At 73.4% G+C, this 20,715-nt stretch carries 18 protein-coding genes; 6 read left to right on the top strand and 12 right to left on the bottom strand.

Annotated features, from left to right (window positions below; genetic code table 11):
* Nucleotides 1-65: 65 nt before the first annotated feature.
* On the top strand, nt 66-527 hold the full coding sequence (locus tag ACFYZ4_RS36370) for a MaoC family dehydratase (RefSeq protein ID WP_351296632.1): 462 nt from the start codon (nt 66-68) through the stop codon (nt 525-527).
* Here ACFYZ4_RS36370 and ACFYZ4_RS36365 read toward each other — a convergent pair.
* The 3 genes from ACFYZ4_RS36365 to ACFYZ4_RS36355 all read right to left on the bottom strand — a co-directional run bounded on the left by ACFYZ4_RS36365 (nt 518) and on the right by ACFYZ4_RS36355 (nt 2,787).
* On the bottom strand, nt 518-1,144 hold the full coding sequence (locus ACFYZ4_RS36365; protein ID WP_351296629.1) for a TetR/AcrR family transcriptional regulator: 627 nt from the start codon (nt 1,142-1,144) through the stop codon (nt 518-520). The genes ACFYZ4_RS36370 and ACFYZ4_RS36365 overlap by 10 nt on opposite strands.
* Before the next feature lie 84 nt (nt 1,145-1,228).
* On the bottom strand, nt 1,229-1,516 hold the full coding sequence (locus tag ACFYZ4_RS36360; protein ID WP_351296626.1) for a YiaA/YiaB family inner membrane protein: 288 nt from the start codon (nt 1,514-1,516) through the stop codon (nt 1,229-1,231).
* Between the two features lie 119 nt (nt 1,517-1,635).
* The gene (locus tag ACFYZ4_RS36355) at nt 1,636-2,787 is read right to left on the bottom strand and encodes an acyl-CoA dehydrogenase family protein (RefSeq protein WP_390785983.1); all 1,152 of its coding nucleotides are present in this window, start codon (nt 2,785-2,787) and stop codon (nt 1,636-1,638) included.
* A 70-nt stretch (nt 2,788-2,857) separates the two neighbouring features.
* Between ACFYZ4_RS36355 and ACFYZ4_RS36350 the strand changes: the two genes are divergently transcribed.
* Entirely contained in the window at nt 2,858-3,508 is a 651-nt protein-coding gene (locus tag ACFYZ4_RS36350) for a TetR/AcrR family transcriptional regulator (protein WP_390785982.1), read from the top strand.
* On the top strand, nt 3,505-4,830 hold the full coding sequence (locus tag ACFYZ4_RS36345) for a HEAT repeat domain-containing protein (protein WP_390785981.1): 1,326 nt from the start codon (nt 3,505-3,507) through the stop codon (nt 4,828-4,830). Before ACFYZ4_RS36350 ends, ACFYZ4_RS36345 begins: the two co-directional genes overlap by 4 nt.
* A gap of 61 nt (nt 4,831-4,891) precedes the next feature.
* Here ACFYZ4_RS36345 and ACFYZ4_RS36340 read toward each other — a convergent pair whose 3' ends face one another.
* The 8 genes from ACFYZ4_RS36340 to ACFYZ4_RS36305 form a co-directional block, all read right to left on the bottom strand.
* Entirely contained in the window at nt 4,892-5,971 is a 1,080-nt protein-coding gene (locus ACFYZ4_RS36340) for a Zn-dependent alcohol dehydrogenase (RefSeq protein ID WP_351296615.1), read from the bottom strand.
* A gap of 73 nt (nt 5,972-6,044) precedes the next feature.
* Complete coding sequence (locus ACFYZ4_RS36335; RefSeq protein WP_384351802.1) at nt 6,045-7,457, bottom strand: aldehyde dehydrogenase family protein; 1,413 nt, start codon at nt 7,455-7,457, stop codon at nt 6,045-6,047.
* A gap of 102 nt (nt 7,458-7,559) precedes the next feature.
* Nucleotides 7,560-9,029: a citrate:proton symporter gene (locus ACFYZ4_RS36330; protein ID WP_351296609.1), complete on the bottom strand. Its 1,470-nt coding sequence runs from the start codon at nt 9,027-9,029 to the stop codon at nt 7,560-7,562.
* Nucleotides 9,030-9,102: 73 nt separating this feature from the next.
* Nucleotides 9,103-11,334, bottom strand: a complete 2,232-nt coding sequence (locus ACFYZ4_RS36325; protein ID WP_390785980.1) for a molybdopterin-dependent oxidoreductase — start codon at nt 11,332-11,334, stop codon at nt 9,103-9,105.
* A 156-nt stretch (nt 11,335-11,490) separates the two neighbouring features.
* Nucleotides 11,491-12,111, bottom strand: a complete 621-nt coding sequence (locus ACFYZ4_RS36320) for a TetR/AcrR family transcriptional regulator (protein ID WP_351296672.1) — start codon at nt 12,109-12,111, stop codon at nt 11,491-11,493.
* A gap of 55 nt (nt 12,112-12,166) precedes the next feature.
* Nucleotides 12,167-13,468 carry a hypothetical protein gene (locus ACFYZ4_RS36315; RefSeq protein WP_390786002.1) on the bottom strand — a complete coding sequence of 434 codons (1,302 nt, stop codon included), beginning with the start codon at nt 13,466-13,468 and terminating at the stop codon, nt 12,167-12,169.
* Between the two features lie 196 nt (nt 13,469-13,664).
* Nucleotides 13,665-14,480 (bottom strand): hypothetical protein, encoded by an 816-nt coding sequence (locus ACFYZ4_RS36310; RefSeq protein ID WP_390786001.1) that lies wholly within the window; start codon nt 14,478-14,480, stop codon nt 13,665-13,667.
* Nucleotides 14,481-14,622: 142 nt separating this feature from the next.
* Nucleotides 14,623-16,815 (bottom strand): right-handed parallel beta-helix repeat-containing protein, encoded by a 2,193-nt coding sequence (locus tag ACFYZ4_RS36305; RefSeq protein ID WP_390785979.1) that lies wholly within the window; start codon nt 16,813-16,815, stop codon nt 14,623-14,625.
* Nucleotides 16,816-17,033: 218 nt separating this feature from the next.
* Here ACFYZ4_RS36305 and hmgA point away from each other — a divergent pair, with 218 nt between their 5' ends.
* Nucleotides 17,034-18,362, top strand: a complete 1,329-nt coding sequence (hmgA, locus tag ACFYZ4_RS36300; protein WP_390785978.1) for a homogentisate 1,2-dioxygenase — start codon at nt 17,034-17,036, stop codon at nt 18,360-18,362.
* 74 nt (nt 18,363-18,436) lie between these two features.
* Nucleotides 18,437-19,186 (top strand): GntR family transcriptional regulator, encoded by a 750-nt coding sequence (locus ACFYZ4_RS36295; RefSeq protein ID WP_030720241.1) that lies wholly within the window; start codon nt 18,437-18,439, stop codon nt 19,184-19,186.
* A 30-nt stretch (nt 19,187-19,216) separates the two neighbouring features.
* On the opposite strand, the gene ACFYZ4_RS36290 is transcribed toward ACFYZ4_RS36295, so the two are convergent.
* Nucleotides 19,217-19,381 (bottom strand): hypothetical protein, encoded by a 165-nt coding sequence (locus ACFYZ4_RS36290; protein WP_351296598.1) that lies wholly within the window; start codon nt 19,379-19,381, stop codon nt 19,217-19,219.
* A gap of 147 nt (nt 19,382-19,528) precedes the next feature.
* Between ACFYZ4_RS36290 and ACFYZ4_RS36285 the strand changes: the two genes are divergently transcribed.
* Nucleotides 19,529-20,653 carry a type ISP restriction/modification enzyme gene (locus tag ACFYZ4_RS36285; protein ID WP_390786000.1) on the top strand — a complete coding sequence of 375 codons (1,125 nt, stop codon included), beginning with the start codon at nt 19,529-19,531 and terminating at the stop codon, nt 20,651-20,653.
* Nucleotides 20,654-20,715 lie beyond the last annotated feature (62 nt).

The following is a 20,715-nucleotide window of genomic DNA, read 5'->3' as shown; positions in this document are numbered from 1 at the left end:
GGTCCCAGCATGCTGAGCAAGCGCTTATTCGTCCGTCAGTCGTCCGCGAGAGACAGGAACAGGGCATGGCCGAGCCGAGGGTCTTCACGTCCGCCGAGGAACTGCGCGCCGGGATCGGCGCGCCGCTCGGTCCCAGCGAGTGGCTGGAGGTGGACCAGAAGCGGATCGACCTCTTCGCGGACGCCACGGGCGATCACCAGTGGATCCACGTGGACCCGGAGCGGGCAGCGGGCGGACCCTTCGGTTCCACCATCGCGCACGGCTATCTGACGCTGTCCCTGCTGCCCATCCTGGTGCCGCAGATCATGCGGGTCGAGGGCATGAAGATGGGTCTCAACTACGGGACGAACAAGGTGCGTTTCCCCGCGCCGGTGCCGGTCGGCTCGCGGCTGCGCGCCACGGCCGCGATCACGGAGGTCACGGAGGCGGGCGGGGGCGTGCAGGTCACGGCCACGGTGACGGTCGAACGCGAGGGCGGCGACAAGCCGGTGTGCGTGGCGGAGTCGGTGTCCCGCTACTACTTCTGAGGCACTGCCACCATGCGGAGCACGAGGTCGGAGTAGAGCCCGCCGACCTCGTCGGGCGTGCGCTGCCCGCCCACGTTGAACCAGCGGGCCACGTCGATGCACAGCGAGAGCACCGCGAGGGTGGTGCCCGGCACGTCCGGGACGTCGAACTCCCCTGCCGCGACCCCGTCGGCGAGGATCCGGCGGACGGCGGCGTCGCTCTGCCGGCGCAGTGCCACGATTTCGGAGCGGTGCTCCGGAGCGAGAGCGTCGAGCTCGTACTGGACCACGCGCGCGGTGGTGTGGTGCGCCGCGTGCCACTGCACGAAGGACCGTACGGCGGCGTCGAGCCGCTCGGCGGCGCAGCCGGGGCCCTCGGCCGCGGTGGTCAGGATCTCCAGCGCCTTGTCGTGGCCGATCCGGCTGATCCGGTGGAGCAGCTCTTCCTTGGTCTTGTAGTGGATGTAGAGCGCGGCCGGGCTCATGCCGGCCCGGCCCGCGATGTCACGTGTGGTGGTGGCGTGGTACCCGCGCTCGGCGAAGGCCTCGACGGCGGCGACGAGCAGCCGCCGTGCGGCATCGGGGGTGACCTCGGACCACGGCCGGTATCCGCCGACCGTCTCCTCCGCGCTGTCCATCGCTCGCTCACCTCTTCGCCGTGTGGAAGTGAACACCCTACCGGAGGGTGAGCAAGCGCTTAGTGCGGACGGGTCGACTGCCGACTACTTCGGCGCGAAGGGGTCGTACTCGGCCATCATCTTCTCCATCCTGGCCTGATCCACCCGGCTGACGATCTGCGTGACCTCCTGGCGGTCGCGGATCACCTTGGCGAGGGTGAAGGCCGAGGTGGTGAGGTAGAGGACCGCGATGCCGAGGAAGGCGCGGACCCAGCCGTTCGCGTCCAGGTTGTAGATCCCCACGGACACGGCGCCGATGGCGATGCCGAAGGAGGCGACGGCCTGGCCGTAGTACGCCCCCGTGCTCTGCTGCTTGACCGGTGTCTCGTTCATGGGTCGAGCATCGGGCGCGGCGGGGGCGGGCACATCCGCACGCGTACTCATGCGGGTACTCAGCCCGCTCGGCCCGCTCGGCCCGCTCGACCCGCTCGGCCCGCTCGACCCGCTGGGGCTCAGAAGGCGGAAACCCCGGTGCGGGCGCGGCCGATGAGCAGCTTCTGGATCTGGCTGGTGCCCTCGTACAGGGTCATCACGCGGGCGTCGCGCAGCAGTTTGCCGGCCGGGTACTCGTCGACGTAGCCGTAGCCTCCGTGCACCTGGAGGGCGTTGCTGGCGGCGCGCACGGCGGCCTCGGAGGCGAAGAGCTTGGCGGTGGAGGACTCGGTGGCGAAGGGCTGTCCGCGGTCGATGAGGTCGGCGACCCGCCAGGTCAGCAGCCGGGCCGCGTCCACGTCGACCGAGATGTCGGCGATCAGCTCCTGCACCAGCTGGTGGTGGGCGATCGGCTTGCCGAACTGCTCGCGCTGGGCGGCGTACGTGACGGCCGCGTCCAGGGCCGCCTGTGCGATGCCGACGCAGCCGGCGGCGACCGACATCCGGCCCTTGGCGAGGGCGGACATGGCGACCGAGAAGCCCTTGCCCTCGGGGCCGAGCATCGCGGAGGCGGGGACGCGGACGCCGTCGAGGGCGAGTTCGGCGGTGGCCTGGCCGCGCAGGCCGAGCTTGCCGTGGATCTCGCGGCGGGTCAGGCCCGGCGTGTCGGTGGGGACGAGGAAGGCGGATATCCCGCGGTGGCCGGGCTCCTCGCCGGTGCGGGCGAAGAGGAGGACCACATCGGCCCAGGTGCCGTTGGTGATGAACATCTTGCTGCCGCTGATGACGTACGCGTCCCCCTCGCGCACGGCGCGGGTGGTGAGGGCGCCCGCGTCGGAGCCGGTGCCGGGCTCGGTCAGGCCGAAGCAGCCGAGCGCGTCGCCGGAGCAGAGGCGGGGCAGCCACTCCTGCTTCTGCTCCTCGGTCCCCCAGGCGGCGATCGTCTTGGCGACCAGGCCGAGGGAGACGGAGACGATCCCGCGTACGGCGGAGTCGCCGCGTCCGAGCTCCTCGGTGACGAGGACGTAGGCGAGGTGGTCGCCGCCGGAGCCGCCGTACTCCTCGGGGACGGTCAGGCCGAGGAAGCCGAGGTCGCCGAGCTTCTTGACGATGGCCCGGTCCACGCTCTCGGCGCGGTCCCACGCGGCGGCGTACGGGACGACCTCGCGCTCGGTGAACTCGCGGGCGAGCCTGCGTACGGCGCTCTGCTCCTCGCTCGGTTCCAGGTTCACCGGGCACCTCCGGGCGTCTCGTCCGGGGCGTTTAACTAGCACCGGTAGTTTATGGTGGCCAGGCCCTACTATGTGGCGCATGGCCAGACCGCGCAAGCCCCTCCTCAGCCGCGACCGCATCGTCGAGGCGGCCGGCGCGCTGGTGGACGCGGAGGGGCTGGAGGCGGTGTCGACGCGGCGGCTGGCGGCCGCGCTCGGCGTCAGCGGGCCCTCGCTCTACAACCACTTCCGCACCAAGGACGAGATCCTGGACGCGGTGGCGGACTCGGTGAGCGCACGGGTCGACTTGTCGATGTTCGACGACGGCCGGGACTGGCGGGCGTCCCTGCACGCGTGGGCGCACTCGTACCGCGACGCCCTGGCGGACCATCCGAACATCGTGCCGGTAGTGGCCCGCGGGCCGGGCCGCCGCCCCGCCGGACTGCGGCTGGCGGACGCGGTGTTCGGCGCGATGACGGCGGCCGGCTGGCCGCCGGCGCAGGCGACCCGGATCGGCGCGCTGATGCGGTACTTCATCCTGGGCTCGGCCGTGGGCTCCTTCGCCCGGGGTTTCGTGGACGACCGCGCCGCATACGACCCGGCGGACTACCCCCACCTGGGCCAGGCCCACCTGCTGGCCGAGCGGCAGCGCGAGGTGGACGAGGGCGCCTTCGAGACGGGCCTGGCGGCGCTGCTCGACGGCCTGGCCCTCCAGTACGAGGCGCTGAAGGAGCCTGCGTGACGCACGGGGACACCGACCTGATCGCCGCGGCGCGGGCCGACGACGCGGTGCGTGTACGGGCCGTGCTGCACGAGGGTCCCGACCTGGAGGCCGTCGGCACGGACGGCCTGACGGCGCTGGACATCGCCGCGGCCCGTGGTGCGTACCCGGTGGTCGACGTCCTGCGCAGCCACGGGGCGCGGCTGGACCGTCAGGGTCCCGACGGTCGGACCCCGCTGCTCCGCGCGGTCGACGCCGGCGCCTACGGGGTCGCCTCCCTGCTCCTTTCCTCCTCGGTGCCGACCTGGCCGACGGGCCCCGATGGGCGCACCGCCCTGGAACTGGCCCGGCACTGGCACGAGACGGGCGCCGAGAACGAGCTGCGCCACCGGACGGGGGCCACGGGCCCGGCGGAGCTCAGCCGCGTCCCGGACGACGCGTACTCCTTCACCGGCCTGCTGCGGCTGGCAGGCTCCGACGTGCGGGTGCGCACCGGGCACACGGCGATCCTGTGCGCGCTGGAGGCGGCCCACGGGATACGGACCCCCTTCGCGGAACTCCTCGCACGCGCCGAGGCGGAGGCCGACCTCGACGGCGTGACGCGCGAAGCGGTCGTGCGCGTGCTGTACCGCCGGGCCGACCGCGGGACATGGGAGGAGGCGGCGGCCCTGCGCGGCCATCCGCTGTCCTCCGTACGGCACTTCGGCGCCGAAGTGGTGCGCTGCATGGCCCTCTTCGACGAGTGCGACGAAGCCGGTCCCTGTGTCGACGGGCCCGCTTGCCTGCGGGTACTGACGTGGGACCACTTCCTCGCGTGGGCGGCCGACGAACCGTCGCCCGATGTTCTCGCCGTGCTGCTCGTCGGCCTCTCGGACTGCCACCCCGTAGGGTCGGGCGCAGCCGTCGCCCACGCCCTGCTCCCCCACGCGCGCCATCCGTCCGCTGCGGTCCGGCGGGCGGTCGCCGGGGCGTTCATCGGCTGCGCGGGCGAGGAGCGCGTGCGCCCGGCGCTGCTCGACTTCCTCCGGGACGCCGACGCCGTGGTGCGCGGCCAGGGATGCCGCGCGGTGGCGGAGCGCGGGGACCGTTCCGCCGACCTCCGCAAGGCGCTGCTGCCGCTGCTGGGCGATCCGTCGGTCGAGGTCCAGGTCGAGGCGGTACGGGCGCTCGTGCTGCTCGACGATCCGCGCGGCGAGGAGGTGCTGGACTGGATCAGCTCCGGTTACCAGGAGGACTGGCCCGGGTACTGGTCGCTGGACGATGCACACCGGCACCTGCGGCGGCGGCGAGAGGCCGCGGCGGGCGCGGGCGCGCACGCCGCGCCGGCCGGCACTGCCGACTGAGATCGGCCGCCGCGCCGGTCGGGCGCGGGCCGGGCGGCGGCGCGGGCCGGCGGTGGCGCGGCTAGAAGACGACCAGGGAGCGGCCGCCCTTGCCCGCCAGCATGGCGTCGAAGGCGGCCGGGATGCCGTCGAGGGTGATGCGGTCGGTGACCAGGGCGCCGAGGTCGAGGCGGCCGGCGCGGACGTGATCGGCGATCACCGGGAGGTCGCGGGCGGGGTCGCTGTTGCCGTAGACGCAGCCCGTGAGGGTGCGCGCGAAGTGGAAGATCTCCAGCGCGTGGAAGGTGATCTGCTGCTCCTTGCCGCCGATGCCGACGACCGTGGTGCGGCCGCCGCGGCGGGTGGACTCCCAGGCTCCGCGGATGGTCTCGGCCCGTCCGACGCACTCGACGGCGACGTCCGCGCCCTGCCCGCCGGTGAGCGCGCGGATCTCCTTGGCGGTGGTGTCGGAGGCGAGCACGAACGCGGTGGCCCCGGCCGCGCGGGCCAGTTCCTCCTTGGCCGGGGACACGTCGACGGCGATGACCGGGCCCGCCTGCGCGATCCGGGCGGCCTGGAGGGCGGCCAGGCCGACCCCGCCGACGCCGAAGACGGCCACCGACTCGCCCGGCCGGACCTGGGCACTGTGGTGGACGGCCCCGTAACCGGTGAGGACGGCGCAGCCGAGCAGGGCTGCCTCGGCCAGCGGGATCCCGGCGGGCGCGGGCAGCACGCAGTTGGCCGCGACGACGGTCTCCTCGGCGAAGGCGGCCACGTTCAGCCCGGGGTGCAGCTCGGCGCCCTGCGCGTCGTGCGCGTAGACGGCCCCGACCCCGCTGAGCGCCTTGGCGCAGAGCCAGACCTCACCGAGGGTGCAGTGGTGGCACTCCCCGCAGGACGGCGCCCAGTTGAGCACCACGCCGTCGCCGGGCGCGACGTGCGTGACCCCCTCGCCGACGGCGAGGACCGTGCCCGCGCCCTCGTGGCCGAGGACGGCGGGCACGGGGACCCGCATGGTGCCGTTGGTGAGGGAGAGGTCGGAGTGGCAGACCCCGGCTGCGGCGAGCCGTACGCGGACCTGCCCGGGACCGGGATCGGGCAGCACGATCTCCCGTATCTCCAGCGGGGCTCCGACGGCGGGCAGGATGGCGGCGCGGACCATGGTCGTCGTCTCGTCTTTCCGGTGCTGGGGAGGGGGAGGGTGGAGGGGCTGCGGACTCTGCGGTGTCGCGGGATCAGAACTGCAGGGACTTGGTCTGGAGGTACTCCGCGAGGCCGTGCGGGCCCAGCTCGCGGCCGACGCCCGACTGCTTGTAGCCGCCGAAGGGCGCGAGGATGTTGTAGCGGCCGCCGTTGATGTCCACCTGCCCGGTGTCCATGCGGCGGGCGAAGGCCGCGGCCGTCTCCTCGTCCGCGGCCCAGACGGCGCCGCCGAGGCCGTAGACGGTGCCGTTGGCGATGCGCAGGGCCTCCTCCTCGTCCTCGTAGGCGAGGATCGACAGCACGGGGCCGAAGATCTCCTCCTGGGCGATGGTCATGTCGGGCGTGACATCGGCGAACACGGTGGGGGCCACGAAGTAGCCCTGCTCGTGGGGCGCGTCGGTCCCGCCCGCGACGAGGCGCGCGCCTTCCTCCACGCCCTTGGCGATGAAGCCGCGGACGCGTTCGTGCTGCTTCGCGTTGACGACCGGGCCGATGCGGGTACCGGCCTCGCGGGGGTCGCCGGTGGGGTATTCGGCGACGGCGGCGGCCGCGAGCGAGACCGCCTCCTCGTACTGGTCCCGGTGGACGAGCATCCGGGTGAGCGCGTTACAGCTCTGGCCGGTGTTGTTCATGACGTGGCCGACGCCTGCCGCGACGGCCGTGGCCAGGTCGGCTCCGGGCAGGATGACATTGGCCGATTTGCCGCCGAGTTCGAGGGCGACGCGCTTGACGGCGGCGCCGGCCGTGGCGCCGATCTTCCTGCCGACGGCGGTCGAGCCGGTGAAGGAGACGAAGTCGACTCCCTCGTGCGCGGCCAGCGCCTGCCCGGCGACCGGACCGGTACCGGTCACCAGGTTGAAGACTCCGGCCGGGATCCCCGCGTCGTGCACGGCCTCGGCGAAGAGCTGTGCGGTCAGCGGGGTGTCCTCGGCCGGCTTGAGGACGAGGGTGCAGCCGGCGGCGAGAGCGGGCGCCACCTTTGCAACGACTTGGTACAGCGGGTAGTTCCAGGGGGTGATGGCCCCGACCACACCGACCGGCTCCAGCAGGACGGTGGAGTTCCCTATGCGCTCCTCGAAGGAGTACGAGGCGGCCATCTCGGCGTAGGAGGCGGTGACGGCGATGGACCCTCCGACGTGGACCGCCTTCGCGAAGGGGAGCGGGGCGCCGAGTTCGGCGGTGACGGTCTCGGTCAACTCGCCCTTGCGGGCCTGCAGTGCGTCGCGGAGCGCCCCGATCAGGGCGGCGCGCTCGGCCGGAGGCGTGGCCGCCCAGCCGGGCAGGGCCGCGCGGGCCGCGCGTACGGCCGCGTCCACGTCCTCGGCGGTGCCGGCCGGGACCTCGGCGATGACCTGGCCGTCGGCCGGATTGACGACCTCGATCCGGTCGGCTCCGACGGCGGGCCGCCACGCGCCGTCGATGTACATCCCGTCCTGGGCCTTCATGGCATTCCTCCCGAGTACGTACGCGTCTGCACGTGGATCCGACCTCCCCGACACCCTACAAACTAGCGCCGGTAGTTTTTCTCGGCCAGGGGCGGCCCGGGGTCAGATGATGCCGAAAAGCATCCCTGCCGCGAGGACGACAAGAGAGGTCAGGGCCGCCCATTTCACGGTGAAACGGGTGTGGTCGCCGAACTCGACCTTGGCCATGCCGACGAGGACGTAGACGGCCGGAACCAGCGGGCTGGACATGTGCAGCGCCTGGCCGACCAGGGAGGCGCGGGCGATCTCCAGCGGGGAGACCCCGTGGGCGGCGCCGGCCTCGGCCAGGACGGGCAGGACGCCGAAGTAGAAGCCGTCGTTGGACATGAAGTAGGTGAGCGGCAGGCTGAGCAGCCCGGTGACCAGCGCCATGTGCGGGCCCATGCCCTCGGGGATGGCGCCGACGAGCCAGTCGGCCATGTGCTTGACCATGCCGGTGCCGGTGAGGACCCCGGTGAAGACGGCGGCGGCGAAGACCATGCCGGCGACGTTCAGGACGTTGTCGGCGTGGGCGGCGATCCGGGCCTTCTGGTCGGGCATGTGCGGGAAGTTGACGGTGAGGGCGAGGGCGGCGCCGAGCAGGAACAGCACCGGGATGGGCAGCAGCTCCGTGATCATCGCGGTGAGGAGCGCGACGGTGAGACCGGCGTTGAACCAGTAGAGGCGCGGGCGCAGGGTGGGGCGCTGAGGGTCGAGGCCCTGGAAACCGTCGCCCTCGTCGGGCGCGGCCGGGGACGTGGGAGACGCGGGAGACGCGGGTGCCTCCGCGGACTCGCCACCGGAGTCCGAGCCTGATGCCGCGGGGGCGGGGGCGGGGGTGCCGCCGGTGGTACGGAGGCCCGAGCCGGCCGCGACGAGGGCCTCGGACTCCTGCTCCGCCTCCTGCTCCGACTCCACAGCCTCGCCGGGGAGGGCCAGGAGGCCGACCCGGCGGCGTTCCTTCACGCCGAGGACGTACGCCAGGACGAACACGAAGAGCAGGCCCACCGCGAGGGCCGGGATCATCGGGACGAAGATGTCGGCGGCGTCGAGCTTGAGGGCGGTGGCGGCGCGGGCCGTGGGGCCGCCCCAGGGCAGGGTGTTCATGACGCCGTTGGCCGTGGCCGCGACGCCCGTCATGACCACCAGGCTCAGCCCGAGCCGCTTGTACAGCGGGTACATGGCCGAAACGGTGATCATGAAGGTGGTCGATCCGTCGCCGTCGAGCGAGACGATCGCGGCGAGGACGGCCGTACCGACCACCACCCGCATCGGGTCCGCCTTGCAGAAGCGCAGGATGCCGCGCACGATCGGGTCGAAGAGGCCGACGTCGATCATCACGCCGAAGTAGACGATGGCGAACATCAGCATGGCGGCGGTCGGTGCGAGCTTGCCGACGCCGTCGATGACGTAGTCGCCGAGGTGGGCGCCCTTGCCTGCGAACACGCAGAAGAGTGCGGGGATGAGGACGAGGGCCGCGATGGGCGACATTTTCTTCATCATGATCAGGACCAGGAAAGTCGCGATCATGGCGAAGCCGAGGAAGGTCAGCATGGGGGGAAGGTAGGTGCCGCCTCCTGGCGCCAACAAGACGTATACGCGTGAGCAATACGAGCAAAACCCCAGCTCAGGGCAGGGGTGTGAGCTCGACGGGGAAGCCGTTGAGCACGGCCGTGCCGGACAGCCGGTCGAGCCGGGTGCCGTTGAGCAGCTGGTTGACGTTGGCACCGGGCGCCGCGGCGGCCACCGTGAGGCGGGCGCCCGCGCGGTCGTGGCCCCAGCCGTGCGGAAGGCTCACCACCCCGGTGCGGACGGCATCGGTGACCTCCACCGGCACCTCCAGGCTCCCGCCCTCGGCGGTGATCCGGGCCCGGCCGCCGTCGGTGAGGCCCAGCCGGCCGGCGTCCTGCGGGTGGACCTGGAGGGTGCAGCGGTTGGAACCTCCGGTGAGGGCCGGGACGTTGTGCAACCAGCTGTTGTTGGACCGCAGGTGGCGGCGGCCCACGAGCACCAGGGCGGCGGGGCGGTCGGCGAGCGCCGCGCGCAGCCTGGGGAGCTCGGCCGCGATCGGGTCCGGGAGCAGCTCGATCCTGCCGCTGCGGGTCTTCAGCACGCCCGGGAGCCGGGGCCGCAGCGGGCCCAGGTCGATGCCGTGCGGGTGCGCGAGCAGCCGCTCCAGGCTGAGCTCCCCCTCGGCCGCCGCGCCGAACCGGTCTCCGTACGGCCCGAGTCGGAGCATCAGGTCGAGCCGGCGCTCGGGGCCGCTCTCGCCGGTGAGGAGGCCGGCGAGGCGCGCCGGGTCCTGCCCGTGGAGGGGCGAGCCCGGGTCGGCGGTCTCCTTGGCCAGCGTGCTTTGGACGGCCAGTTCGTCGACGGCCTCCGGTCCGGCCGAGCCGTGCATGCCGGAGACGGCCAGGACGAGGCGCGCGTGGATCTCGCACTCGTCGAGGCGGCCGGCTTCGAGCGGGACGGCGGCGCGCGTGTAGCGGACCTGGTTGCGGACGGCGAAGCCGTTGAAGGCGAAATCGTGGTGTGCGCTCTGCGAGGGCGGCGGCGGAGGCAGGACGACGTGGGCGTGGCGTGAGGTCTCGTTCAGGTACGGGTCGATCGAGACCATGAAGTCGAGGCCGGCCAGCGCCCGGTCGAGCCGGTCGCCGTCGGGTGCGGACAGGACCGGATTCGCGGCGATGGCGATCAGGGCGCGGATCCGCCCCTCCCCCGGGGTCTCGATCTCCTCGGCCAGGGCGGCGGTGGGCAGTTCGCTCTTGACCTCGGGGTGACCGCTGACCCGGCTGTGCCAGCGGCCGATGGCGAACCCCTTGCCGGGCCCGGCGGGGCGGGGCCGCGGGCCGGCGGCCGGGAGCGGGAAGAGGGCTCCGCCCGGCCGGTCGAGGTTGCCGGTGAGGATGTTCAGCACGTCGACCAGCCAGCTGGCCGGCGTGCCGTACTCGACGGTGCAGCTGCCGATCCGCCCGTAGACGGCGGCGGTGGGCGCGGCCGCGAGCTCGCGGGCGAGGGTGCGGATCTCGTCGGCCGTGAGGTCGCAGGCGGGGGCCACGGCCTCAGGAGTGAAACTCCCGAGGGCGGCCTCGAGTTCCCCGAGTCCTTCGGTCCATTCCTCGAGCGCGCCGGGGGCGGCGAGCTTCTCGGCGAGCAGGGTGTGTGCGAGGGCGGCGAGCAGCAGGGCGTCGCTGCCGGGCCGCGGTGCGAGGTGGCGGTCGGCGAGCGCGGCGGTACGGGTACGGCGCGGGTCGACGACGACCAGGGTGCCGCCGCGGGCGCGCAGCGCCTTGAGCTTGCCGGGGAAGTCGGGGGCGGTGCACAGGGAGCCGTTGGACTCAAGCGGGTTGGCGCCCAGGAGCAGCAGGAAGTCGGTCCTGTCGAGGTCGGGGACCGGGATGGCGAACGGGTCGCCGAAGAGCAGCCCGCTGGAGACGTGCTTGGGCATCTGGTCGAGCGTGCTGGCGGTGAACAGGTTGCGGGTGCCCAGGGCCTTGAGGAGCAGCGGCGGGTAGAGCGCGCCGGCCATGGTGTGGACGTTCGGGTTGCCGAGGACCACGCCGACCGACCGGGGACCGTACTCCCGCACGAGTGCGGGGACGGCGGCGGCGATGGCGTCGTACGCCTCCTCCCAGGTGGCTTCCCGCAACCGGCCGTCGCGCCGGACGAGAGGGGTGCGGAGCCTGTCGGGGTCGGCGTCGAGCTGTCCGAAGGCGGCGCCCTTGGGGCAGATGAAGCCCTTGCTGAAGACGTCGTCGCGGTCACCGCGGGCGCCGGTGACCGCGGCGCCTTCGATGGTCAGGGTGAGGCCGCAGGTGGCTTCGCAGAGAGGGCAGATGCGCAGGGCGGTGCGGGGCATGGGCCCTCCATGGGCGGCAGGCTGCGGCACGGGCACGCGGTGAGCAGCACCGAGCATACCGACCGGTAGGGAGGGAGGGGAGGGGCGTGCGGGACCGACTGCGCGGGCTGTGCGCCGGGACCGGGGGCCGGGGGCCGGGGAAGCGTAGGGCGGGGATCAGTCCAGTACGCGGGCGAGGTACGCCTGCATCATCGCGCGGGTCTCGGCGACGATCTCGGGATCGCCGGCCGGGTCGGTCCGGAAGGCCAGCTGGATGAGGGCGTCGGTGGCCTCGACGGCGACGAGGACCGCCCGCTGCAGTGCGGCGTCGGGGGTCAGGCCGAGGTGCGTGGAGAGCAGTTCGGTCAGGCGGGCGGCGACCTGGTGGTTCGGGTCGGCCTCCGGACCCTCGGACGGCGGCGCGGGGACGCCGAAGTCGACGAGCGCGAATCCGGGGACGCTGCGCTTCATCGCCAGGTACTCGTCGAGTACGGCGTCCACGACGGGCCGCCAGTCGGTGGCCGGGAGGCCGGCGAGGCGGTTTGCGATGCCGTCGGCGTAGCGGTCCAGGTTGCGGTGGGCGAGGGCGATCGCCATGGCCCGCTTGTTGCCGAAGAAGCGGTAGACGGAGCCGATCGGCACTCCGGCACGCAGGGCGACGGCGCGGGTGCTGAGGTTCTCGTACCCGGTCTCGTCCAGGAGCTCGGCGCAGGCGTCGAGGATCCGGGCGAGCCGGTCGGCGCTGCGCTGCTGGACGGGCGTACGGCGCAGTGAGTGGGCGGGAGGCACGGGGTCCATCATGCCGCTCCTCGCTTCCGGGGTCGGCAGGGGCATCGGTTCGGCAGGAGACCCCTCAGTTCAGCAGGAGGCTGAGGCCTCCGACGGTGTACGTGATCATCAGCGCCAGCAGTGGCAGTTGGCCGGCCACCGCCTTCGCGGGCGGGAAGAGGCGTACGGAGCGGTCGTGGGCGGCCACGACGCCGAGCACGTGGCCGGTGACGACGGCGATGACCTGGAGGGCGGCGAGGGCGCCTGGACCCAGTGGTGGGGCGGGTTCGGGGGCGTTGTCAGTGCCCCATGCCATGCTCACTGTGCGTGGTCCTTCGACTACCAGGAGGGAGAAGTAGTGGGCGATGAGATAGCCGAGTGCGATCGGTACGAGTGAGTGCGCGAAGGCGGTGAGCGGGCCGGGGTGCGGGCCGCTGACGAGGCGGGTGGCGGCCGCGCACAGGCAGTACAGGGTGGCGACGAGGGCGATGGAGGCGAGCAGTCCGAGCGTGGCCGCGGGGGTGCGGCCGAGGGGGGAGGTCTGGAGGGCGTTGATCCAGGAGGGGTTGTCGGAGAAGCCGTCGTAGGCGGTGGAGCCGAGCAGGACGCAGACGGTGGCGACGAGTCCGGGCCGCTCGGGCGTCGCGTCGAGTCCGTGGAAGGGGTTACGGAGGACCAGGCGGCCGTCGCTGCGACGGCCGAGGGGGGAGAGCCGGGCGAGGAGGGCGGAGTACGCCTCGAAGGCGTCTCCGTCGTCGAACCAGCGCTCGCCGAAGCGGGCGGCGAGCAGCAGCTGGGCGGTGGCGTAGGTGGTGAGGGCGATCAGGAGGGTGGTGGTGGATGCGGGATCGGGAGCGACGAGTTCGAGCCAGGTGAAGGCGAACAGCCCGGCGGCGGCGGGCCATTGGCCCAGCTGGGCGGGGAGGGGGCGGCCGGGGCCGCGGCGGCGCAGGGCCCGGGTGAGCAGGCGGTGCAGGGTGCGGAGCGGGTTGAGCAGGCGCCAGACGGGGCCGAGGAGGAGGGAGGCGGGGACGAGTCCGACCCAGAGGAGGACGTAGACGGCGCCGGGAGCGGGGTTGTGCGCGGGGTCGTCGGGACCGAGGAGGAGGTGGAGCAGGACGGCGAGTGCGGCGGCTAGTCCCAGTCCGCGCAGGGCGGTTCGGGTGGCCGGCGCGTCGGCCACCCGCTGGAGGCCGGCGGGCAGGGCGAGCCCCGCGCGCTCGCCGCGGAAGCGGGAGGTGGACCAGAGGAGGCCGAGTGCGAGGAAGGAGACGAACAGCGCGGCGAAGGCGCCCGCGAAGGCGTAGAAGGGAGAGATCGGCAGATCGTGCTGGGAGCCGATCCCGTGCGCGAGCACGGCGAACGGATCGGTCGGGTGAAGGACCACGCCCTGACCGACTCCGCCACCGCCGATGCCCGGGCCGCCGGAGCCCGGGCCGCTGAAGCCCGACGCGCCGGCGCCCGGCCCGACGAGGCCGGATGCGCCGAAGCCCGACGCGCCGAGGTTGGATGCGGCGAGGCCCGGCCCGACGGGGCTCACCGCCGCCCCACCGGGGTCTGTGCCCCACCGCCGCCCGGTGGGGTCATCGGACGAGGAGTTGGGTCAGGACGAGGCGGGACTCGTGGGTCTCGACCTCGAAGAGGCCCGTGCGGTCGGCCGTCAGGATCAGGGTGGCCTCCTGGCCTGCCGGCAGGGCGAGCTCCTTGTCGTAGCCGTGGACGTGCAGGGTGTCCGCGCGGTCGCTCGTGACGCGCAGGGCGACCCGCTCCCCGCGCCGCAGCTCGGTGCGGCCGGGGGCGGGGCTGACCTTGCCGTCCCGGACGGTGACGGTGACGGTCCGGTCGGCCTGCTGCGGGTCCGGTGGCTTCGGCGCCGCCTCGGTCTCGCCGTGGCCGTGGCCCGCGGAGGGGCCCGGGGCGGTGGCGGCGAGCTGGGTCATGGCCTCCACCGGCTTGCCGGACACCGCCCAGGCGGTGTGGTCGTCCGCGTAGAGGCGGACGGTCAGGGTGTGCGCGCCCTCGGGGACCTGCGTGGCGGGCAGGTGGAACCACGGGCCGTACAGCCGGGCCACCTTGCGTCCGTCGAGCTCCAGATGGGCGTGGCCGGCGCCCGGGAGGGCGGCGCCGCCGGTGCTGTCGGGGGTGAAGCGGTAGTTCTTCACCGCGAGTTGGAGGTTCCAGCCGTCCTCGGAGTCCGGGCGGACGGTCAGCTGGACCTCCGGCGCGCCCTGGGCGGGGACCTCGCGGAGCCGGTGGCCGGCGCCGTCGTCCGCGGTCAGCAGGGTGCCCACGTTGCCGGAGGCCTGCTCGTGGCTGGTGCCGGGCTTGTGGTGGGTGGTGGCCCGCCCGCCACAGCCCGTCGCCGCGCCGCACGCCAGGAGCAGGGCGAGGGCGAGCAGGGCCGCGCCGCGGGCGGCTCGGCGGGTCCTGCGGGCCGCGCGGGGCGGCGTACAGCAGGCGTCGCACCGGATCTCGTCGTCGGGGCGGCCGGTCACGGCTGGCCTCCTGTGGTCGGGGCGCTCGGGAAGGGGGCGGCGGCGGTCACGGCGCCGGGTCCGGGCCTGCCGGGGTGGTCGGGCTGGCCGGGGTAGCCGAGCCGGTCGAGGTGGTCAGGCCGGTCGGGGGTTCGGGGGGCGCGGTGGGGAGGGTCGGGGCGGGGCCGGCGGGGACCGGGGTGCGGTCGCCTGCCGGGGCCGCGTCCAGGGCGGAGGGGTGGGCCGGGGTGCCGGGGCGGGCCGAGGCCACGACGGCCCACAGGATCCAGACGACGGCCACCAGGGCGCGGACCCAGGCGGGGCTGAGGGGGGTCCAGGGGATCATCAGGACGGCCTTGTCGAAGGCGTCGAGCAAGGTGAGCGCGGCCAGCAGCAGGGTCAGGCGGGCCAGCCAGGGGCGGGTGGGGCGCAGGGCCAGGCCCACACCGGTCCACCACAGGCCGAGCAGGAGGAGGGCGAGGGCGGGGACGAAGGTGGCGGTCATCGGCATGGTGGAGCCGGCCACGTCCAGGGCGAGGCCGGCCAGGCCGAGGAGGGTGGCCGTCGTGCCCAGCCGGGAGCCGCGCAGGCGGCGCCACCACAGGACCCCGCCGACCAGCAGCAGGACCGCGGCCACGGCGAGCGCGAGCTGGGTCTCCACCCGCTCCAGGCCGCGCGCGCCGTACCAGTCGCAGCCGGCCGGGAGTTTGCGCGCCTGGACGTTGTAGTCGGCGCAGACGAGGAGCTGGACCAGCTTGACCGGTTCCCCGACCAGCCGGGCCGAAGCCCCGGAGACGTCGCCCCGGCGGTCGCCGCACTGGGGGACCGTGCCGGGGGTGGAGCCGTCGGGGCCGTCCTGCCAGCAGTTGCCGCGGCCCTGCCCGTCCCACCACACGTCCATGCCGTTGGGGCGGGCGGCGCCGGACTTGTCCTTGCCCATGACGTTCCCGGCGTACCGGTTGTGGTGGGAGGTGTCCGTCTGCTTCGACCACTTCTCCTCGCCCCGGATGAAGGCGGGGACCGCGCTGAGGAAGAAGCCCGCGCGCCGGTGCCCGTACACCCAGTTGTCCTCGTACAGGTTCCAGTTGCCGCCCGCGGTGATGATGCCGGTGCCGGAAGGCATGGAGATCTGCGGGCAGACGACGCCGCGTTCGTAGCCGCGTTCGATCGGCGGTTTGGCGCAGGTGCCGTCGGCGACGTGGTGGTAGTAGTCCTGGTTGTTGTCGTGGATCAGGTTCCGCTCGAACTTGGCGTGGTTCTGCGGGAGTCCGGGGTGCCCGGGGAAGGCGCTGTCCATCGAGGCGCCGCCCATGTTCTGGTCGAACTCGTTGTCGTGCACCCAGACCGAGTCCCCCGCGGTGCCGGAGTAGCCGACCATGTTGTGGTGGCTGCGGCAGCCGGTGATCTCGATGGAGTAGCGGGGGACGTCGTAGCCGCGGCCGTCGTTGATGTCGGAGGCGCTGCCGGGGTAGATGCCGGAGTCGCCGTTGCCGTACGACTCGCAGTTCTTGTAGAGCCCGTGGTCGCTGGCGAAGGTCAGGAAGCCGTACTCGTCGTTCCAGCGGGTCAGCACGTCGTCGATGACGAAGCCGTCGCCCGCGAGCACGTACAGCGAGTTGAAGGTGGTGCGCTGGGCGGTGAAGTTGCGGAAGTAGATGCCGTTGGACTTGTCGGCGCGGATGGCGTTCAGCTTCTGGTACTTCGCGTCGACGACCACGTCCAGCCGTGACGCGCCGGTGCCCTCGATCTGCAGGTTCGTCTTGCCGAGGATCGCGACGAGGTTCTGGTTGTGCCGGCACTGCGCCTGCTGCTCGTAGGACAGGATCTGGTAGCCGAGCGAGGACTCGGGGGCCTTCAGTGCCGCGCACTCTCCCGTCGGCTTCGGGAGCGAGGGCTCCTCCTCGTACAGGCCGGGGAGGATCGCGATGTTCATCCCGGGCCGGTCCACGGCGTCGACGGCTTCCTGGAGGTGGCGGTAGCCGCTCTGCTCGCACCGCTCGTACAGGGCGAGGTTGCGTCGGCGGAGCTCTTCCGGGAAGCCGGATATCCGGCGCTCGAAGGCGGGCCGGTCGGTCTTGCAGACGACCAGGTCGGGCTCCCTGTCGCGGTACTCCGGTACGGATCCGGAGCCGTCGGGGAGGGTGACCGGGCGTTCCTCGTGCGCGCGGGCGGCGGGCGCGGCGGCGAAGAGGGTCAGGAGGGCAAGGAGGGCGGCGAGGAGCGCCGCCGGCACGGCAGGGAACCTGCGGGTCCACGACATGCGCGTGAGAGTAGAGCAATGTTCATCTTTTGGGATCCCCCTCTGCGCGAATCCGTTCCGGGCCCCCCGGCGACCGACCGGCGGGCGGCTTCCGGGAGGGCCCTGTCGCCCGGCTCCCCGGACCACCCGGAACGCGAGTCTCCGGGACCCCGTTGACGCGCGGGCCGCGGAATCCTACTGTCGACCATAGGATTCCTTCGACGGAGCGGGAGCAGCACATGAGCGAGCACGCCGGCAGCGAGCAGGCCAGGAAGACGGCAGAGGCACTGGAGTACCTCACCGGCTTCGGCAACGAGCACAGCTCGGAGGCCGTCCCCGGCGCCCTGCCGCTCGGCCGGAACTCGCCCCAGCGCGCCCCCCTCGGCCTCTACGCCGAGCAGCTCAGCGGCAGCGCCTTCACCGAGCCCCGCACCCACAACCGCCGCTCGTGGCTGTACCGGATCCGCCCCTCGGCCGCGCACCCGCCCTTCACCCGGATCGAGAACGGGGCCCTGCGCACCGCCCCCTTCACCGAGGCCCCGGCGGACCCGAACCGGCTGCGCTGGAACCCGCTGCCCGACCCGGCCCCCGGCACCGACTTCCTGTCCGGCCTGTGGACCCTCGGCGGCAACGGCGACGCGGCCCAGCGCGCCGGCATGGCCATCCACCTCTACGCCGCCAACGCGTCGATGACGGACCGGGTGTTCAGCGACTCCGACGGCGAGCTGCTGATCGTCCCCGAGCGCGGCGGCCTGCTGCTGCGCACCGAACTCGGCCTGCTCGCCGCCCGGCCGGGCGACATGGCCCTCATCCCGCGCGGCGTCCGCTTCCGCGTCGAGCTGCTGGACGCCGACGCCCGCGGCTACGTCTGCGAGAACTACGGCCAGCCCTTCGAACTGCCGAACCTGGGCCCGATCGGCGCCAACGGCCTCGCCGCCGCACGCGACTTCCAGGCCCCCGTGGCCGCGTACGAGGACGTGGAGCGCCCGACCGAGGTGATCAACAAGTTCTGCGGCAACCTCTGGTCGGCCACCTACGACCACTCCCCGCTCGACGTGGTCGCCTGGCACGGCAGCCACGTCCCGTACGTCTACGACCTGCACCGCTTCAACGTCCTGGGCTCGATCAGCTACGACCACCCGGACCCGTCGATCTTCACGGTCCTGACCTCGCCCTCCGACACCCCGGGCCTGGCCGGCGTGGACTTCGTGGTCTTCGCCCCGCGCTGGCTGGTCGGCGAGGACACCTTCCGCCCGCCCTACTTCCACCGCAACGTGATGAGCGAGTACATGGGCCTCGTCGAGGGCGCCTACGACGCCAAGGCCGAAGGCTTCGTCCCCGGCGGCGGCTCGCTCCACAACATGATGTCCGCGCACGGCCCGGACCGGGAGACCTTCGACCGGGCGAGCACCGCCGAGCTGAAGCCGCAGAAGATCGACGACGGCCTGGCCTTCATGTTCGAGACCCGCTGGCCGATCACCGCCACCGCCCAGGCGGCCGGCGCCGATCACCTCCAGCGCGGCTACGACGACGTGTGGCAGGGTCTGCAGCGCCACTTCCGCGCCTGACCTGCACTGCATACCCTGCATGCGCTGCACGTCACCCTTGTCCAGCCCCGTTCGGAGATCCACCCGTGAGCCCCGTGACCGCCTTCGCCCCCGACTCGCTGGTACTGAACCGGAAGCTGCCGCTCTGGTATCAGGTGTCGCAGTCCCTGCGCGCCTCGATACTCGGGCGCACTCCGGACGCCTCGCTGCGCCTGCCCACCGAGGAGCAGCTCGCCGAGCACTACGGGGTGAGCGTGCTGACCATGCGGCAGGCGCTCAAGGAGCTGGAGGGCGAGGGGCTGATCAGCAGGCACCGGCGGCGCGGCACCTTCATCGAGCCGGGCGCGCTGCGCAGCACCCCGGTCCGGCTGCTGGGCTCGGTCGACGCGATCGTGGCCCAGCAGTCGGGTGATCGCACGACGATCCTCGGCCACGGGCGCACGCCCGTGGCCGGGGAGCTGCTGGAGCATTTCCCGGCCACGCCGGAGGTGGTCACGTACCGCCGGCTGCGCCATGACCGGGAGAGCGGCGAGCCGACCAACTGGGCGGAGAACGCGGTCCTGCCGGAGTTCGCCGAGGCCGTGGACCTCGCCGATCTTGAGCGCTGGCCGATGACCAAGGTGCTGCGGGACGTGGTGGGCGTCCGCATCAGCCGCATCACGGACACCGTGGAGGCCCGGCTCGCCGACCCGGAGACGGCCGAGCTGCTCCAGGTCCCGCTGCTCAGCCCGATCCTGCACTACACGGGCGTGACGTACGACGAGGACGGCCGGGTGGTGGACGTGGCGCGGATCCGCTACCGCGGCGACCGTTTCTCCTTCACCGTGACGGTCGACGCGCACTGACCTGGCCGGTCACGCCGACCGGCCGGAGCGTCACCGCTTCTCGTCGGTCTCCGTGATGCGCTCGCCCTCCGCCTGGGACGGCGTGGTCCGCATCGTCTGGGGGTGCCGCTCCTTGCGCTGCTTCTCGTCCATGTCCTCGTCGAGGCGCTCGCCCTCGGCCTGCGACGGAGTCGAGTATTCGTCGTACTGGCTCATGACCGTCTCCTCGGTCGATCCCGTACGTATCTGTCAGTTATGCGTACATAAGGAGCGTAGCGCTTCGGCCTGGACGCAGCCCGGTCATCGGATCCCGTCGCTACCATCGGCGGCGTGAGCGAAGACGTACCGCTGCTGGACGATCTGATGCCCTGGGCCGCGGGCGGCCTGCGTCTGGGCCGGGACTGGGTGGCCGCACCCGATCCGGCGGCCCTGCGCGCCCGCTGGGCCCTCCTGACCGGATCCGAAGGGGCCGAGCGGGAGCGGCTGTTCCGCCCGAGCCGGGTGCGCAGGCCCGCCGCCGGGGCGGCCGCGCTGCCGGGCCAGCGCTCGGCGGCCACGGCCCGTTTCGCCGACGCGCCCGGCCCCTGCCCCGACCCCGTACGGGTGCTCCGCGAGCCCTTCGACGAGCAGTGGCTCCTGCCCGACCAGCGGCTGATCGACACCGCCCGTCCGGAGCTCTGGCGGGTCCGGGACGAGCACCAGGTGTTCCTCGTAGAGACCGCCGGCCCGCTGGTCACCGCGCACCTCCCGGCCGGCCGGCTCGGCCGGATCCGCCCGCTGCACCGGCGCCCCGGCGGCGCCGAGCCCAACCTCGCCCCCGGCCTGCTGCCCCTGCTGGGCGAGCGCTACGGGGGCTGGGCCACCCCCGAGGACTTCCTGTGCTGGGTCCTCGCCGCGGGCCGGCCGGGGCCGCACGGCTACGAGGTCCCGCTCGCCGCCGATCCCGCGCGCTGGCGGGCCGGGCTGGAGCTGGGGCACCGGCTGCTCACCGTCCAGCTGCGCGGGGCGCGCGGGGGCGAGCCGCCGCGGCTGCCGGGCGGCCGGCGCCCGTACGTCCGCTCGGCGGTCGGGGCGTGGCCGCACGGGCTCGCGTACGACGCGCAGAGCGAGACGCTGAGCCTCGGGAGCGGAACGGTCTCTCCCGTGCCCGCCGGGGCCTGGGAGTACGAGGTGCAGGGCGTGCGGGTGCTGGAGGCCTGGTTCGCCGCGCGCACCGCGCACCGCGGCCCGGACGCCGACGGGCTGGAGGCGCTGGGGCCGGCCGAGTGGCCGCAGAGCTGGACCTCGGAGCTGCTCGCCCTGGTGACGACCCTGGCGCTGCTGGCCGATCTGGCGCCGGAGCGGGCCGCGTTCGAGCCGGGGCCGGGCCTGTCGGCCGAGGGGCTGCGCGCGGCCGGGGTGCTGCCGCCGCCGGGCTGGGCCCGGCGGCCGGCCTCGGTGCTGGACCACCACGAGGAGGGCCCGGGCGGGCAGTTCGCGCTGCTCTGAGCGCCGGCGCGGGGGTGCGGGGGTGCGGGCCCGCCTGCCGGTCCGACGGGCCCGCACCCCCG

Origin of the sequence: Streptomyces sp. NPDC001513 (assembly GCF_042894695.1) — a bacterium.
In the GTDB taxonomy this organism is placed as follows: Bacteria; Actinomycetota; Actinomycetes; order Streptomycetales; family Streptomycetaceae; genus Streptomyces.
The sequence above is the reverse complement of the archived record's forward strand: the minus strand, read 5'-3'. Positions and strand labels throughout refer to the sequence as shown.